At 72.4% G+C, this 15,676-nt stretch carries 12 protein-coding genes; 9 read left to right on the plus strand and 3 right to left on the minus strand.

Annotated features, from left to right (window positions below):
• Positions 1-11: 11 nt before the first annotated feature.
• The 5 genes from VH969_RS26545 (at position 12) to VH969_RS26565 (ending at position 5,900) form a co-directional block, all read left to right on the plus strand.
• Positions 12-824, plus strand: coding sequence for an MBL fold metallo-hydrolase (locus VH969_RS26545; RefSeq protein WP_331978984.1), 813 nt, complete (start codon positions 12-14; stop codon positions 822-824).
• Positions 821-1,492 carry a DedA family protein gene (locus VH969_RS26550; protein ID WP_331978986.1) on the plus strand — a complete coding sequence of 224 codons (672 nt, stop codon included), beginning with the start codon at positions 821-823 and terminating at the stop codon, positions 1,490-1,492. Before VH969_RS26545 ends, VH969_RS26550 begins: the two co-directional genes overlap by 4 nt.
• On the plus strand, positions 1,489-3,597 hold the full coding sequence (locus tag VH969_RS26555; protein WP_331978988.1) for a phage holin family protein: 2,109 nt from the start codon (positions 1,489-1,491) through the stop codon (positions 3,595-3,597). The genes VH969_RS26550 and VH969_RS26555 overlap by 4 nt, the downstream gene beginning before the upstream one ends.
• 34 nt (positions 3,598-3,631) lie before the next feature.
• On the plus strand, positions 3,632-4,069 hold the full coding sequence (locus VH969_RS26560) for a MarR family winged helix-turn-helix transcriptional regulator (RefSeq protein ID WP_331978990.1): 438 nt from the start codon (positions 3,632-3,634) through the stop codon (positions 4,067-4,069).
• Between the two features lie 196 nt (positions 4,070-4,265).
• On the plus strand, positions 4,266-5,900 hold the full coding sequence (locus tag VH969_RS26565; protein WP_414638626.1) for an MFS transporter: 1,635 nt from the start codon (positions 4,266-4,268) through the stop codon (positions 5,898-5,900).
• On the opposite strand, the gene VH969_RS26570 is transcribed toward VH969_RS26565, so the two are convergent.
• Positions 5,857-6,042, minus strand: coding sequence for a PspC domain-containing protein (locus tag VH969_RS26570; RefSeq protein ID WP_331978994.1), 186 nt, complete (start codon positions 6,040-6,042; stop codon positions 5,857-5,859). The genes VH969_RS26565 and VH969_RS26570 overlap by 44 nt on opposite strands.
• A gap of 206 nt (positions 6,043-6,248) precedes the next feature.
• Between VH969_RS26570 and VH969_RS26575 the strand changes: the two genes are divergently transcribed.
• Positions 6,249-7,610 carry an NAD-dependent succinate-semialdehyde dehydrogenase gene (locus VH969_RS26575; RefSeq protein WP_331978996.1) on the plus strand — a complete coding sequence of 454 codons (1,362 nt, stop codon included), beginning with the start codon at positions 6,249-6,251 and terminating at the stop codon, positions 7,608-7,610.
• Between the two features lie 30 nt (positions 7,611-7,640).
• Entirely contained in the window at positions 7,641-9,932 is a 2,292-nt protein-coding gene (locus tag VH969_RS26580) for a M28 family peptidase (RefSeq protein WP_331978998.1), read from the plus strand.
• A gap of 76 nt (positions 9,933-10,008) precedes the next feature.
• On the opposite strand, the gene VH969_RS26585 is transcribed toward VH969_RS26580, so the two are convergent.
• The gene (locus tag VH969_RS26585) at positions 10,009-11,820 is read right to left on the minus strand and encodes a TIGR03767 family metallophosphoesterase (protein WP_331979000.1); all 1,812 of its coding nucleotides are present in this window, start codon (positions 11,818-11,820) and stop codon (positions 10,009-10,011) included.
• 160 nt (positions 11,821-11,980) lie between these two features.
• Here VH969_RS26585 and VH969_RS26590 point away from each other — a divergent pair, with 160 nt between their 5' ends.
• Together VH969_RS26590 and VH969_RS26595 are read left to right on the plus strand one after the other, a co-directional pair.
• Positions 11,981-12,790: an endonuclease I family protein gene (locus VH969_RS26590; RefSeq protein ID WP_414638624.1), complete on the plus strand. Its 810-nt coding sequence runs from the start codon at positions 11,981-11,983 to the stop codon at positions 12,788-12,790.
• A 109-nt stretch (positions 12,791-12,899) separates the two neighbouring features.
• On the plus strand, positions 12,900-13,811 hold the full coding sequence (locus VH969_RS26595; RefSeq protein WP_331979002.1) for an endonuclease/exonuclease/phosphatase family protein: 912 nt from the start codon (positions 12,900-12,902) through the stop codon (positions 13,809-13,811).
• Here VH969_RS26595 and VH969_RS26600 read toward each other — a convergent pair.
• Entirely contained in the window at positions 13,804-15,591 is a 1,788-nt protein-coding gene (locus tag VH969_RS26600; protein WP_331979004.1) for an ABC transporter ATP-binding protein, read from the minus strand. The two genes, VH969_RS26595 and VH969_RS26600, sit on opposite strands and share 8 nt — an antisense overlap.
• Between the last annotated feature and the right edge of the window lie 85 nt (positions 15,592-15,676).

Raw genomic sequence — 15,676 nt, forward strand, 5'->3', positions numbered from 1 at the left:
ATACTCGGCCCGTGGCAGAAGTTGGGCTGCGGTTCGTCGGGCACTCCACCGTGCGGATCGAGCTGGCGGACCGCGTGGTGCTGACCGACCCCGTGCTGACCAGGCGGGTGTCCGCGCTGACCCGGGTCGCGGGCACCTGCACGGCCGCCGACCGGGCCCGCGTTGACCTCGTGCTGCTCTCGCACCTGCACGGCGACCACCTGCACCTGCCGTCGTTGCGCCTGCTCGGCCCAGGCGTGCGGGTCGTCGTGCCGCGCGGCGCCGGCGGCTGGCTGCGCAGAAAGGGCATCCGGCGCGTCGAGGAGCTGGCGCCGGGGGAGGAGCTGGTGGAGGGCGGCCTGCGGGTCACCGGCGTACCGGCCGAGCACTCCGGGCACCGCTGGGGACCGCGCTCCACCCGAGGGCCCCAGGCCGTGGCGATGGGCCATCTCGTCACGGGTGCCGGAGTCACCGTCTACGCCGCCGGCGACACCGACCTGTTCCCCGGAATGGCCGACCTGCCCGACATCGACGTGGCGCTGCTGCCGGTCTGGGGCTGGGGCCCGACGCTCGGCCCGGGACACCTCACGCCCGCGCGCGCCGCCCGGGCGGTGGAGCTGCTGGCGCCGCGCGTGACCGTACCGGTGCACTGGGGCACGCTCGCCCTCGCAGGCCTCACCCGCGCACCGGGGAGGGCGGGCGCGCGGATGCGGCGGCTGCTCGTCGACCCGCCGCACGAGTTCGCCGCGGCCGTCGCCCGGCTCGGGCTCGACACGCGGGTCGCGGTCACCCCACCCGGCTGCGACGTCGAGCTGCCCGAGCTGGCCCCGGACAGTCCCGCATGAGCGCCTTCGACTGGGCGAACCCGCAGGCCATCGGGTATCCCGTGCTCGCGGGCGGCGTCCTGCTCGGGTCGCTCGTGCCGGTGGTACCAACCGGCGCGCTCGTCGGCGCCGCGGCGGCCATCGCGACGAGTTCCGGCCGGCTCGACCTGGTGCTGGTGATCCTCGTGGCCACGGTCGCCGCGCTCGCCGGCGACCTCGTGACCTTCGCCGCCGGACGGGGCGGCGCCGGTGTGCTGAGCCGCTTCTTCGAACGCCGCCACTCCGAGGAGCGGCTCGCGCACGCGCGCGCGACGTTCGAGAAGCGCGGCTGGCAGTTCATCGTGATCGGCCGGCTCATCCCCGCCGGCCGCATCCCGGCCCTGCTCGCTGCCGGCGCGCTGGCCTACCCGTGGCGGCGGCTCGTGCCGGTCGCCACGGCCGCGTGCCTGCTGTGGGCGCTCGGCTACGCCGCGCTCGGCGTGCTGAGCGGCGGCCTGTTCGACAACCCCGTGGTCGCCTCCCTGCTCGCGGCCGCACTGATCCTGCTGGTGACGGCGGTCAGCGCGCTCATCGCCCGCCGGCGCGAGCGAGCCCGCTCGGGCCGCTCGTCGCCCAGCCACGCCCAAAGGGAACGGGACGCGGCCCAGCCACGAGTACGTGCGGAACGGGACGGTAGCAACCCAAGGTGACCAGGAGAGTCGATTCCGGGGAGACGGAGCAGCGCCGGCTGCTGCGTCGCGGGCGGCTCGTGGCACGGCTGCTGCTCGTCTGGGTTCTCGTCGTGCTCGCGTTGCACCTCCTCGACCTGGCGCTCGAGGACTTCGCGATGCCGCACTGGTGGCAGCCGGTGGTCTTCGCCGCGCTGTACGGCCTGCTGACCGCCGTGGTCTGGCCGCTGGCGCTGCGGGTGGCGCTGCCGCTCGCGGTGTTCACCCTCGGGCTCGGCTCGTTCGTGCTGCTCGGCGGCGCGCTGCTGGCCCTCTCGTTCGTGGTGCCGGGCGTGCTCGTCGCGAACCTGCGCACGGCGGTCGTCGTGGTGCTGGTCGTGTCGGCGGTCGGCGCGGTCGTGAGCAGCGTGCTGGCGCTGGACGAGGACGAGCTGTTCTTCCGCCGCGCGGCCCGCCGCATGCGCCGGGGCGAGGGCGTCGGCGAGGAGGTCCCGCCCGGCGTCCTGCTGCTGCAGATCGACGGGCTGGGTTTCGACACCGTGCGCCGCGGGATCCGCGACGGGGACCTGCCGACGCTCGCGCGCTGGCTCGCCGAGGGCAGCCACGCGCTCACCGACTGGCACTGCGACTGGAGCTCGCAGACCGGGGCGAGCGTGTGCGCGCTGCTGCACGGGTCCAATGAGGACATTCTCGGCTTCCGGTGGTACGAGAAGGACCGGGACCACGTGATGGCGTGCGCGCACCCGGCCGACGCCGCGGAGATCGAGCGCCGGCACTCGAACGGGCGCGGCCTGCTCGCCGGTGGCGGGGCCGCGCGCGGTGGCCTCTTCAGCGGCGACGCCGACCACACGAGCCTGACGATGAGCCGGGTCCCGTTCCTCGCCCACCACAAGCGAACCGACGGCGTGGGCAGCGGCTACTACGCGTACTTCGCCAACCCGGCCAACCTGCTGCGCACGGCCGGCTCCGCGCTCGTCGACGTGCTCCGGGAGATCTCCGCGTCCACGCGCCAGCGCCGTGCCGGGGTGCAGCCGCGGGTCAAGCGTGGCGGCTTCTACCCGTTCGCCAGGGCGGGGACCACGGTCATCGCCCGCGATCTCGTCGTCTCCGCGATCATCGGCGACATGCTGGCCGGCCGCCCGGTCGTGTACGCGGACTTCCTCGGCTACGACGAGGTGGCCCACCACACCGGGATCGAGCGGTTCGACGCGCTGGCCGTCATCCGGGCCATCGACCAGCAGATCGGCCGGCTGCACCGGGCCGCCCGGCTCGCGCCGCGGCCCTACCGGCTCGTCGTGCTCTCCGACCACGGCGTGACCCAGGGCCAGGCGTTCACCGACCGGTTCGGCGAGTCGGTCGAGGCGCTCGTCGGCCGGTTGTGCGGCGCGGAGCCGGGGCCGCGGCGGCGCACGCGCCACAACCCGAAGCCGATCGGCGGCTGGCAGCTCAACGCGGCCATGGCCGCCGCCGCGGGTGCCGGACCGATCGCGCGCACGTTGCGGGCCCGGGCCGACCGCGCCCACGCCAGGCCGGAGCGCCACCGCGCGCCCGGCGGCGAGCCGGGCGCGGTGGCCAGGGCGGCGCCGGGCGTCGTGGTGGTCGTGTCCGGGCACGTGGCCATGGTGTCGTTCACCGAGCACGCCGGCCGGGTCGAGCTGGAGACCATCGAGCAGGAGTTTCCGGAGCTGCTGCCCGCGCTCGCCGACCATCCCGGCGTCGGCTTCGTCCTGGTGCGCAGCGCGAAGTCGGGCCCGATGGTGCTCGGCCGCGACGGGGCGCGCCGCCTCGCCGACGACTCGGTCACCGGCGCCGACCCGCTCGAGGGCTACGGCGAGCTGGCGGCCGACCTCATCCGCCGCACCGACGGCTTCCCGCACTGCCCGGACCTGCTGATCAACAGCCGCTACACGCCCGCCAGCGACGACGCGTCCCCGTTCGAGCCGCACGTCGGCTCGCACGGCGGGCTCGGCGGCGGCCAGTCCCGCGGCTTCCTGCTCTACCCCGCGGAGCTGCCCGGCCCCGGCAAGATCGTCGGCGCGGAGGAGCTGCACCGTGTCGTGCGCGGCTGGCTCACCCACCTCGGCCACCCCGAGCCCGCGGAACCGGACATCGCGTACAGCACGTAGTTAAGGCCAATTGATAAGTCTATTGTTAGTAGTTGTGGGACTCCGGAACGGCGAAGCGGCCGAGCTGGGTGCGGCGCTGCGCCTGTCGGTCGGCCGCATCACGCGGCGGCTGCGCCAGGCGCACGCGGTCGGCGACATCTCCCTGTCCGGCGTGTCGGTGCTGCACCGGCTCACCGAGGGCGCCGACTCACCGGGCTCGCTCGCAGAGCTGGAACACGTGCGGCCGCAGGCGATGGCGGCCACGCTCGCCGCGCTGGAGGAGCGCGGGCTCGTGGCGCGCGGCCAGGACGCCTCGGACGGCAGGCGAGCGGTCATGACGATCACCGAACGGGGGCGCGAGGTGCTGCGGGAACGTCGATCGGAGTCCGAGCAACGGCTGGCGAAGGTGCTCGGCGCCGAGTTCAGCCCGGCCGAGCGGCGCGCGCTCGCGGCCGTCCTGCCCCTGCTCGACAGGCTGGCGGAGAGGCTGTGAGCGAGCTTGCGAGCGAACCGTTGATCCTGAGCGAGCCTGCGAGCGAACGATTGATACAGGGCGACCGCGAGCGGCTCGACCGAGCCGGCGAGGGGGAGCCGTGAGCCGCGCGGAGCGGTTACGCGACCTGCCCATCGGCCCGAACTACAAGTGGATCGCCCTGTCCAACACCACGCTGGGCGTGCTGATCGCGACGATGGACGCCTCCATCGTGATCATCTCGCTCCCGGCGATCTTCCGCGGCATCGGCCTCGACCCGCTCGCGCCCGGCAACATCGGCTACCTGCTCTGGATGATCCTGGGCTACCTGCTGGTGTCGGCCGTGCTCGTGGTGGTCCTCGGCCGGCTCGGCGACATGTTCGGCCGGGTCCGGATCTACAACCTCGGGTTCCTCATCTTCGCGATCGCCTCGGTGGCGCTCTCGCTCGATCCCTTCTACGGCGGCGCGGGTGCGATGTGGCTGATCCTGTGGCGGATCGTCCAGGCGTTCGGCGGATCGATGCTGACCGCGAACTCGGCGGCGATCCTCACCGACGCCTTCCCCGCCCGGCAGCGCGGCATGGCGCTCGGCATCAACCAGATCACCGCCCTCGCCGGCCAGTTCCTCGGCCTGCTCGCCGGCGGCCTGCTCGCGGTGGTCCACTGGCGTGCGGTCTTCTGGGTCAGCGTGCCGATCAGCGTGGCCGGCACGATCTGGTCGTACCTGAGCCTGCGCGAGACCGCGTCCGGGCGGCGCAGCCGCATCGACTGGCTGGGCAACGTCACGTTCGCCGCCGGCGCGGGCGTCCTGCTGGCGGGCATCACGTACGGCATCCAGCCCTACGGCGGCAGCCCGACCGGCTGGGGCAACCCGATGGTGCTCGCCGGCGTGTTCGGCGGCCTCGCCCTGCTCGCGCTGTTCTGTTTCGTCGAGACGCGGGTCGCGGAGCCGATGTTCAACCTCGCGCTGTTCCGGGTGCGCGCGTTCGCGGCCGGCAACATCGCCGCGCTGCTGACCGCGATCGCCCGTGGCGGGCTGCAGTTCATGCTGATCATCTGGCTGCAGGGCATCTGGCTGCCGCTGCGCGGCTACGACTACGCGGACACACCGCTGTGGGCCGGCATCTTCATGCTGCCGCTGACGTTCGGGTTCCTGCTCGCCGGCCCGATCTCGGGCTACCTCTCCGACCGGTTCGGCGCCCGCCTGTTCTCCACCCTCGGTCTGTGCCTCGTGGCCTGCTCGTTCGTCGGGCTGCTCCTGCTGCCGACGGACTTCGACTACCTCACGTTCGCCGCGTTGTTGCTGCTCAGCGGGCTGGGGCAGGGGATGTTCTCCGCGCCGAACACGTCGTCGATCATGGGCTCGGTGCCGCCGGAACACCGCGGGGTGGCGTCGGGCATGCGCTCCACGTTCCAGAACTCCGGCACGGCGCTGTCCATCGGCGTGTTCTTCGCGCTGATGATCTCGGGGCTCGCGTCGTCCCTGCCGGCGACGCTGAGCAGCGGCCTGCAGGCGCACGGCGTGCCGGCCGAGACCGCGCACCACGTGGCGTCGTTACCGCCGGTCAGCACGCTGTTCGCGACGTTCCTCGGCAACAACCCGGTCGAGCACCTGCTGGGGCCGGCGGTATTGGGTGACCTGCCGGCCGCCCAGCGGGAGACGCTCACCGGCTACACGTTCTTCCCGCACCTGGTCTCCGAGCCGTTCCACCACGGGCTCGTGATCGTGTTCGGTGTGGCCGCCGCGATGGCCGTCGTCGCCGCGATCGCGTCCGCGCTACGCGGCGGTCACCGGGACACCGGGGAGGTCAGGGACGCTCTGGCATCGTCAGCCACAGGATCAGGTAGATGACGAACTGCGGCCCGGGCAGCAGGCAGGAGAGCACGAAGAGCAGCCGGACCGTGCTGGCCTTCCAGCCGTAACGGTCCGCGATCCCCGCGCACACGCCGGCGATCATCCGCCCGGTTCGGGGCCTGGACAAGGTCGTGGTCATGCTGTTCCGCCTCTCCGGAATCTCTACTTGTGGTCACCGCGGTTGGTGCGGTGTGTTCGGCAGCCACGCGGCTCGCACATCGCGGTCATGACTCGATCATCCAGTCGTGAGGGCCTGCTGACCTCGGTGATTCCCCTGATTCGTACCCTGACCTGCGCACCACCAAACGGTGCAACGTGTATACGGTATGCACTACGATGGCCAACATGTACACACTGACCAACCCGGCGACGGGCGACCTCGTCGAGGAAGTGCCGAACGCGACCGACGAGGAGATCCAGGCGGCCATCGAGCGCGTGCACACCGGGTACGCGTCGTGGCGGCAGCGATCGGTCGCGGAGCGCGCCAAGATCGTCTCCCGGGCGGCGGAGCTGTTCGCCGAGCGGGCCGACGAGCTGGCCGAGACCATGACCCTGGAGATGGGCAAGCGCGTCAACGAGGGCCGCGGCGAGATCGGCGTCGTGGTCGACATCTTCGACTACTACGCCGACAACGCCGCCGACCTGCTCGCCGACGAGCCCATGTCGGTCAAGGGCGGCGAGGCCGTCATCGTGAAGCAGCCGATCGGCGCGCTGCTCGGCGTCATGCCGTGGAACTTCCCGTGCTACCAGGTGGCCCGCTTCGTGGCGCCGAACCTGGTGCTCGGCAACACGATCGTGCTCAAGCACGCCTCGATCTGCCCGCGCTCGGCCGCGGCCATCGAGAAGGTGCTGCACGACGCCGGCGTACCCGACGACGTGTACGTCAACCTCTTCGCCTCGAGCAGGCAGATCCCGTCGATCATCGCCGACGACCGGATCGCCGGGGTGTCGCTCACCGGCAGCGAGAACGCGGGCATCGCGGTCGCGGCCGAGGCGGGCAAGCATCTCAAGCGGACGGTCCTGGAGCTCGGCGGGTCCGACCCGCTGCTCGTGCTCGACACCGACGACATCGACGAGACCGTGAAGGCCACGGCGACCTCCCGGATGCGCAACTGCGGCCAGTCCTGCAACGCCCCGAAGCGGATGATCGTGCTGGCCGACATCTACGACGACTACGTGGACCGGCTCGTGAAGCACGTGCCGGACCAGTTCGTGCCCGGCGACCCGGGCGACCCCAAGGTGAAGTTCGGGCCGCTGTCGTCGGTCTCCGCCGCGGACGAGGTGGCGGGACAGGTCGCGAAGGCGGTCGAGCAGGGCGCGACGCTGCGCACCGGCGGCAAGCGGGTCGACGGCCCGGGCGCGTTCCTCGAGCCGACCGTGCTGACCGACGTGACGCCGGAGATGGACGCCTATCGCGAGGAGATCTTCGGCCCCGTGATCGTCGTGTACCGCGCGGCGGACGACGACGAGGCCGTGGCGATCGCCAACGACAGCCCGTTCGGGCTCGGCGCGAGCGTGTGGGGCACCGACCCCGAGCGCAACCGCCGCGTGGCCGAGCGGATCGAGGCGGGCATGGTGTACCTCAACAGCGCGGGCGGCTCGCAGGCCGACCTGCCGTTCGGCGGCATCAAGCGCTCCGGCATCGGCCGCGAGCTCGGCCCGGCCGGCATCGAGGAGTTCATGAACAAGAAGGCGATCCGCCTGTAGCCGCGCCGCGGCGCACCCTATTGTCGCGCCGTGACGAAGTTGATCGACGCGCCGCGGCGCGTGCTCGCCGGCCTCGCCGTGCTGGCGGTGCTGGCGGTGGCGGTCGTGGTGCACTCGCTCACCGAGCGGGGCGTCGGGCCCGCACCGGGCTCGGCCCCCGCCGGCGAGTTCAGCGCCGAGCGCGCGATGGTCCACTTGACACGGTTCGCCGGGGAGCCGCGCCCGCTCGGCAGCCCGGCGAACGACCGCACGCTGGACTACCTCACCGGCGAGCTCCGGTCCGCCGGGCTGGACGTCGAGGTCCAGCACTCGGTCGGCGCCGAGGCGGGGGACGGGCTCGCCGCGTTCGGCAGGGTCGACAACATCGTCGCCACGCTGCGTGGCACGGATCCAACCGGGACGGTGCTCCTCGCCGCCCACCACGACTCGGTCGGGATGGGCCCGGGCGCGGCCGACGACGGCGCCGCGGTGGCCGCGCTGCTGGAGACCGTCCGCGCGCTGCGCACCGGCGACGCACCGCGCAACGACCTCGTGCTGCTGATCACCGACGGCGAGGAGGACGGGCTGCTCGGCGCGGACGCGTTCGTGCGCGAGCACCCGCTCGGCAGCCGGGGCGGGGTGGTGCTCAACTTCGAGGCGCGCGGCGTGCGTGGGCCGTCGCTGATGTTCGAGACGTCCCGGGACAACGCCGGCCTCGTCGACGTGTTCACCGACGCGGCGCCGCACCCCCGTGGCGACTCGTCGATGGTCGAGGTCTACCGGCTGCTGCCGAACAACACCGACTTCACGCCCCTGTCGGCGGGCGGCTTCGACGGGCTGAACTTCGCCTTCATCGAAGGCGCCGCCCGCTACCACACCGCCGGCGACTCGATCGCGAACCTGGACCGCGGGAGCCTGCAGCACCACGGCGAGAACATGCTGGCGCTCGCCCGCGCGCTGGGCGGCACGGACCTGCGGACGCTGCGGACCGACCACGACGACACGTACTTCCGGGTCCTGGGCGTGCCGGTCGGCTACCCGAACGGCCTGGTCTGGCCGCTCGCGGTGCTGGCCGTGCTCCTGGTGGGGCTGCTGACGTGGCTCGCCCGGCGGCGGGGCCTGGTGACGGTGCCGCGCGTGCTCGCCGGCGCGGCGTCGGCGCTGGTGCCGCTGGCGGTCGCGTTCGGTTTGGGGCAGCTGGTGTGGACGGTGCTGGTGTGGGTGCGGCCGGCCTACGAGAGCGCGGAGGGGCTGCTGCACCGGCCGGAGGCATACCACGTGGCGATGCTGCTGGCCGGTGTCGTGGCGCTGCTCGCCTGGTACCAGCTGCTGCGCAGGCGGCTCGGGCCCGCGGCGCTGGCGGTCGGCGGGCTGGCGTGGCCGGCGCTGCTCGCGGTGGCGTGCGCCGGGCTCGCCCCGGGTGCGTCGTTCCTGTTCGTCGTCCCGGTGTTGTTCGCCTCGGCGGGGTACCTCGTGGCGCTGCTGCTGGACCGTCCACTGTGGTCCGTGGCCGCGGTGGCGCTCGGGCTCGTCGTCGGTGCCGCGCTGCTCCTGTACTTCGGGTACATGGTGTTCGTCGCGGTCGGGCTGACGCTCGGCGGTGCCGGACCGGTGTTCGTCGTCCTCTTCGGACTGCTGGCGCTGCCGGTGGTCGAGCTGCTGGCGCCGTCCTCGCGCCGCGGGGCCGTGCTCGTGCCGTCGGTGGTGGCGGTCCTCGTCGTGGTGGCGGTGGCCGCCGGCGTGGTGATCGACCGGCCGGACGCGGAGCACCCGGCGGCGAGCCACCTCGCGTACGTGCTCGACGCCGACGAGGGCAAGGCGTACTGGGTGAGCGCGGACCGCGAGCCGGCCCGGTGGACCGCGCGGTACGTGCACGGGCGGGACACCCGCGGCCTGCCGGCCGGCTACGCGCGTGGAGACCTGTGGACGGGCGAGGCGCCCGCGCTCGACCTGGCCGGTCCACAGGTCGAGGTCCGGTCGCGCACCGCGGGCACGGTCACCTTCCGGGTCGCGTCCCGCCGGGCGGCGTCGCGGCTGACGCTCCGCCTGGACGCGCCGATCACGCGGGTCACGGCGACCGCGCCCGGCAGCGCCGCGGCAACCGTCGCGGTCGAGGGCACCCGCACGGGCACCTGGCCCGGTGAGATCCGCTTCCGCGACCTGCCGGCCGAGGGCGTCGAGCTGACCGTCCACACGAGAGCGACGCAGGTGACGGCCCTGGACGAGACCCGCGGGCTCGCCGACGTGCCGGGGTTCCGCCCGCGCCCGCCGGGCCTGACGGCCGCCCCGCGCGACGACGTCGACCTCCTGTCGGTGGGCCGTACCTACGACCTGGCGCGGTGACGAACCGGCGACACCGCCGTCATCGCGGACCCGCCGCATCCGGCGGCCGGCGCGCCGACCTCACCGATCGGCACCGCTAGCCGGTCGCGCCCACCGCGACCGGTTCCTGGCTCGAACCGAGGCGGAACGGGGCCGGGACCAGCAGCTCCACGTTCCGGTCCTCGACCTTGCCGCGGCGGCCGTCCTCGCCCGGAACCGGACGCGCGCGGGACTGCCAGTCGTTCCCGGCGAGCTCCCGGGCCAGCGAGGCGAGCGCGGCCGGGCTGTCCAGCCGGCCGTGGGCCGACGCGGGCGCGGCCATGTCCACGATCGTGCCGAAGATCGACAGCGTGCCGTCCCGGTTGTCCACCAGCTCGACCACCCGCGACTGCTGCGGCCAGTCGATGTGCGCGGCCGTGTTGACCTCCCAGAAGCCGCCGCCGCCCGGGGCCGGGTGCGGGAGGACCGTGTTGCGGTGGGTGTGCCCGTTGACCCACAGCACCACGTTCCGGAAGCGGTTCAGCATGGCGAGCATCTGGAAGCGCTCGACCCGTCCCTCGCCGGTCACGTTCGTCATCGTGTCGAGCGTGTGGTGGCTGAACAGCACGAACAGCCGGTCGCGGCAATGGTGGGTCACCTGGTTGCCCTGCGCGTCGACATAGCGGCTGCTGCCCGCGACCAGCTCGCGCTCGAGCCACGCGAACTGCTCTGCGTCGAGCGAACCGTCGGCGCCGCCGTTCTGGTTCACGGTGTCCAGCACGAGACCGCGCACCACGCCGCGATCGAAGGCGTAGTAGGCGTTCCCGGTCGCGAGGTTCCACCGGGAGAAGCCGTGCCCGCGCGGCGAGCCGCTGGTGTGGAAGTGCTCCCGGATGGTCTCCAGCCGGTTGACGAAGCGCCGGTCCGGATCGGGTGTGATCGTCCGCGACGGGCCGCTGAGCAGCGTGGCGATGGCCTGCGGGTCCATCGCGGCGAGCTTCAGCGCGAGCTGCACGACGTCGGTGCCCGGCGGCAGGTCGACGATCTTCTTGTTCCCGGTGGCCAGCAGGCCCAGCTCCGGGATCGGCGGGAAGTTGCCCTGGATCAGGCCGTCGTGGTTGCCGTACGCGGTGAGCCACGGCGTGTCCAGGCCGGTGGCGTGGAACGGGCGGCGGGCGGCGTCGAGCAACCCCGGCACGACCGGGTAGCCGAAGTTCGCGCGCGGCAGGTCGTCCTGCTTGCCCGGCGGGGTGCCGTCCGGATGCCAGTAGCGCACGTCGTAGCTGTCCTGATCGGACACGCCCTCGTAGCGCGACAGGTCCCCGGAGTCCGGCCGCACCCGGCGGCCGTCGAGCAGGTCGATGTACCAGCGCAGCTCGTTGAACTGGACGTTGTCGACGTTGTCGCCGGTGGCGATCGTGAACGACAGCGGCCGCCCGGTCACGGGCCCGCGCCGGACCAGGTTCATCGCGCGCACCATCGAGTCGCTGATCTGCGCGGACAGGAACTCGTGGGCCCGGTAGGCGGAGTCGAACGGCAGCAGGCCGGCGAGTGGCGAGTCGGGGTCGTTGTACCGGTCGAGGAACTCCACGCGCGCCGGTGACTGCGCGTCCATGGCGTGGATGTCGGTGAGCTGTCCGAACGCGAGCACCGCCCGGCCGTGCCGGTGCCTGCCGGCCGCGGACCGCAGCGCGGCGGGCAGCAGCTCGTCGCGGACCAGGTGCGGCTCACCGGGGCCGGGGACGATCGGCCGGTAGCCGCCGGCGCCCGGCTGGCCGAGCAGCAGCGTCCGGTCGAGAGTGGTGTGTTCGCCCGGATGGCCGCCGCGTCTCGGATCGGCCGCCCAGGCGTTGCCGACTCCGGCAGCGCCGGCTGCCGCGATCGCGCCGAATGCCCCGATTCGCAATGCGTTCCGCCGGTTCAGCTCCATGGAGCCGCCTCCGTCTCGCCTTTCGGAAATGGACCACGTGCATTGAACGCGGCACCGCTACCTCGGTCAAACCCGACTTTCGTGGGTGTTTGCCGTACACGCTCGCATGTCAGTGTTTTTGCACCGAAGATCGTCGCCGGTCCCCACTGGAGCCAAACAAATGCGCGCGAAAAGGAAGGCAACCGTGCTGACGGCAGCCGGCGTGGCGCTCGCCGCCCTCGGCATCGCGATCCCGCCGCTGGCCATGTCCGCGAGCGACCCGGACGTCGTGCTGCCCGCCGGAATTCCCGACGGCTACTACGACGCGGCCGAGGGCAAGACCGGTGCCGAGCTGCACGCGGCACTGCACGGCATCATCGGCAACGGCGAGCACCTCACCTATGACCAGGTGTGGGACGCGCTGAAGGTCACCGACGCGGACCCGGCGAACGCCGCGAACGTCGTGATGATCTACAGCGGCAAGGCGATGCCCGCGGACGCCAACGGCGGCGGGCAGGACCAGTGGAACCGCGAGCACACGTGGGCGAAGAGCCACGGCGACTTCGGTACCGACCCGGGCCCGGGCACCGACCTGTTCCACCTGCGGCCGTCCGCGGTCCCGGTCAACGAGACCCGCGGCAACCTTGACTTCGACGAAGGCGGCCAGGAGGTCCCGGACGCGCCGGGCAGCTTCGTCGACGGTGACTCGTTCGAGCCGCGCGACGCGGTGAAGGGCGACATCGCCCGCGGCATCATGTACATGGCCGTCCGCTACGACGGCGACGACGGGTTCGCCGATCTCGAGCCGAACGACCAGGTCGGCAACGACACGCAGCCGTTCATGGGCAAGCTCTCGGTGCTGCTGGCGTGGAATACGCAGGACCCGCCGGACGCGGCCGAGCAGGCCCGCAACGACGTGATCTTCGACCAGTACCAGCACAACCGGAACCCGTTCATCGACCATCCGGAGTACGCGGACGCGATCTGGTGATCTTCCCCTGACGGGACCAATCCGCTGACCTGGCTCCTCCGAATCCCGGGCACAACCGGGACGAGGGGGAGCCATGTCGCGTCGGGTCCACAGTAGAATCCTGCGTCCGGTGGGGCTGGTCTCGGCGCTCGCGCTCGGGCTCGTCGCGCCACTGGCCCTGCCGGCTTCGGCGGCGCAGTCGGACCGAGGAGGTGAGCGGCGGGTGTTCGGACCGGTCGAGGGCGACACGCTCTCGGTGATGTCGTTCAACCTCAAGTTCGCCTCGCCCGTCGGACCGAACTCGTGGCGCAAGCGCCGGCCGGTCATGGCCGAGCTGCTGCGTGCCGAGCTGCCGGCCGTGCTCGGCACGCAGGAGGGGCTGCACCGCCAGCTGCTCGACATCGAACACGACCTGCCCGACCACTACGACTGGGTCGGCGAGGGCCGCGCGGGCGGCACCGCGGACGAGCACTGCGCGATCTTCTTCGACACCCGCCGGCTGTCCGCAGTGGACTCCGGGAACTTCTGGCTGTCGGACACCCCGGACGTGCCCGGCTCGCGGTCGTGGGGCAACACGACCGTCCGCATGGCCACGTGGGTTCGCCTGCGGGACAGGCGAACCGGCACCGAGCTCGCCGTTCTGAACACCCACCTCGACAACGTCTCGGAGACCTCGCGGGTGCGCAGCGCCGAGCTGATCCGCGACCGGCTCAACGCGATCCCGGCCGGCCTCCCGGTGATCGTCACCGGCGACTTCAACGCCGTGGCCGGGCGGTCCGCCGCCTACTCGACCCTCGTCGAGGGCGCGCGCCTGACCGACACGTGGATCGCGGCCGCCGAGCACCGCGGCCCGTTGTTCGCGACCTGGCACGGCTATCACCCGCTGACCCCGGACGGCCCGCGGATCGACTGGATGTTCGTCCGCGGCGACCTGGCCGTCGCGGCCGCGGGCGTCAACACCTACTCCCGCGACGGCCAGTTCCCCTCCGACCACCTGCCGATCCAGGCGCTGCTCACGCCCCGCGTGGACCGGCTCAGCTGACCCCGGCCTCGACCGCGTCGTCGAGGAAACCGCCCGACTGGTGCTGCCAGAGCCGGGCGTACGTGCCCTCGCGCCGCAGCAGCTCCTCGTGCGTGCCCTGCTCGACGATCTCGCCGTGGTCGAGGACGACGAGCTGGTCCATGCGCGCGACCGTGCTCAGCCGGTGCGCCACCACGAGCGCGGTCCGGCCGTCCATGATCCGCCACAGGGCCTGCTGGACGAGGATCTCGCTCTCCGAGTCCAGCGCGCTGGTCGCCTCGTCCAGCAGCAGGATCGGCGCGTCGCGCAGGATCGCGCGGGCGAGCGCCACCCGCTGGCGCTGCCCGCCGGAGAGCTTCACGCCGCGCTCGCCGACGAGCGTGTCGAACCCGTCGGGCAGGACCTCCGCGAACTCGGTGACGTGCGCCGCCCGGGCCGCCTCGAGGATCTGCGCGTCGGTGGCGTCGGGCCGGGCGAACGCGATGTTCTCGCGCAGCGTCCGGTGGAACATGGCGGGATCCTGCGGCACGTACGCGATCAGCCCGCGCAGGTCCGCCTGGCGCAGCCGGGAGATGTCCTGGCCACCGATGCGGATCACGCCGGACTGGATGTCCATCATCCGCAGCAGCAGCTGGGTGAGCGTGGTCTTCCCGCCGCCGGACCGGCCGACGAGGCCGACCTTCGTGCCACCGGGCACGACCAGGTCGAGCCCGCGGAAGAGCGTCGGCGCGCCCGCGTGCGCGAAGTGCACCTGCTCGAAGCGGACGTCCGAGCCGGTCGCGCGCAGCGGCTCGGGCGACTCCGGGTCGAGCACGGTCGGGCCCTCGAGCAGCAGCTCGGTGAACTGGGCCGCCTCGGTGAGCGAGCTCTCCAGCCTGCGGTAGATCTGGTTGAACTCGAACATGATCCGCGTCGCGCTGCTGAAGTACGCGAACGTCACCACGATCGCCTCGACGCCGAGCCGCCCGCCGCCGAGGCCGACCGCGAGCAGCAGCCCGAGCGTGTTGGTCAGCACCGAGATCGGGGCGACCAGCATGTCGATGCGCAGGTTCGCGTAGTCCCAGGAGCGGATCGCGAGCCGGCGCTGCTCGGCCACCCGCGAGCGATGCTCGGCCGCCTCGCGCGGCTCCGCGGCGAACGCGCGCACGGTCGCCATGTTCATCAGGCTGTCGGCGACGTGGCCGGAGACCCGCGCGATCGCGGCCTCCCGCTCGTCCACGAGCTTCTGCCTGCGGCGGATGAGCGGCGCGATAACGAACCCGGTGACCGTGATCAGCGTGACCAGCGCGACGACGAGCATCGGATCGTAGCGCCAGAGGATCACCGAGGCGAATCCGAGCGGGACGATGCCGGCGATGACGTTGAACGCCATCGTGTCGACGAACTCCTCGAACCGGGCGGCGAAGCTCAGCACCCGCTTGGTGAGCGAGCCCGCGAAGTTCTCGTGGAAGAACACCGCGTCCTTGGCGAGCAGCTCGTTCATGCCGAGCACGTAGAGGCTCTCCATCCCGCGCCCGTCCGTCCGGTTCAGACAGTGGATGCCGATGCGCCACATCACCTCGGACGCCAGCATCAGCCCGGCGAAGCAGAGCACGGCCGGCAGCAGGATGGCGAGGTCGGGCTTCGCCCCGTTCGCGAGATCACCGGCCAGCTTCGCGACCACGAGGGGAGCGAGGTAGAGCATGCAGATGTTGCCGACCGCGGGACCCAGCAGCCCGGGGATCGCGACCAGCTTGCGTCGGGTGATTTCCTGCCAGTAGTAGCGCAGCGCCAGCACTACCGCCGACTTGCGTCTGGACACCGCGAAACACCCCCTCCGAGCACGCGGTGGCTGTCATGGTGCCGGACCCCTGCGGCGATGGCGATCGAATTTCCCGGCGCGAATG

Origin of the sequence: Actinophytocola sp., assembly GCF_036555685.1 — a bacterium.
In the GTDB taxonomy this organism is placed as follows: Bacteria; Actinomycetota; Actinomycetes; order Mycobacteriales; family Pseudonocardiaceae; genus Actinophytocola.

Bases quoted from the DNA above. Each gene is read 5' to 3' on its own strand.
- VH969_RS26575 (WP_331978996.1), top strand. From the start codon at position 6,249: ATGTACACACTGACCAACCCGGCGACGGGCGACCTCGTCGAGGAAGTG.
- VH969_RS26590 (WP_414638624.1), top strand. From the start codon at position 11,981: ATGCGCGCGAAAAGGAAGGCAACCGTGCTGACGGCAGCCGGCGTGGCG.
- VH969_RS26565 (WP_414638626.1), top strand. From the start codon at position 4,266: ATGGACGCCTCCATCGTGATCATCTCGCTCCCGGCGATCTTCCGCGGC.
- VH969_RS26570 (WP_331978994.1), bottom strand. From the start codon at position 6,042: ATGACCACGACCTTGTCCAGGCCCCGAACCGGGCGGATGATCGCCGGC.
- VH969_RS26550 (WP_331978986.1), top strand. From the start codon at position 821: ATGAGCGCCTTCGACTGGGCGAACCCGCAGGCCATCGGGTATCCCGTG.
- VH969_RS26585 (WP_331979000.1), bottom strand. From the start codon at position 11,820: ATGGAGCTGAACCGGCGGAACGCATTGCGAATCGGGGCATTCGGCGCG.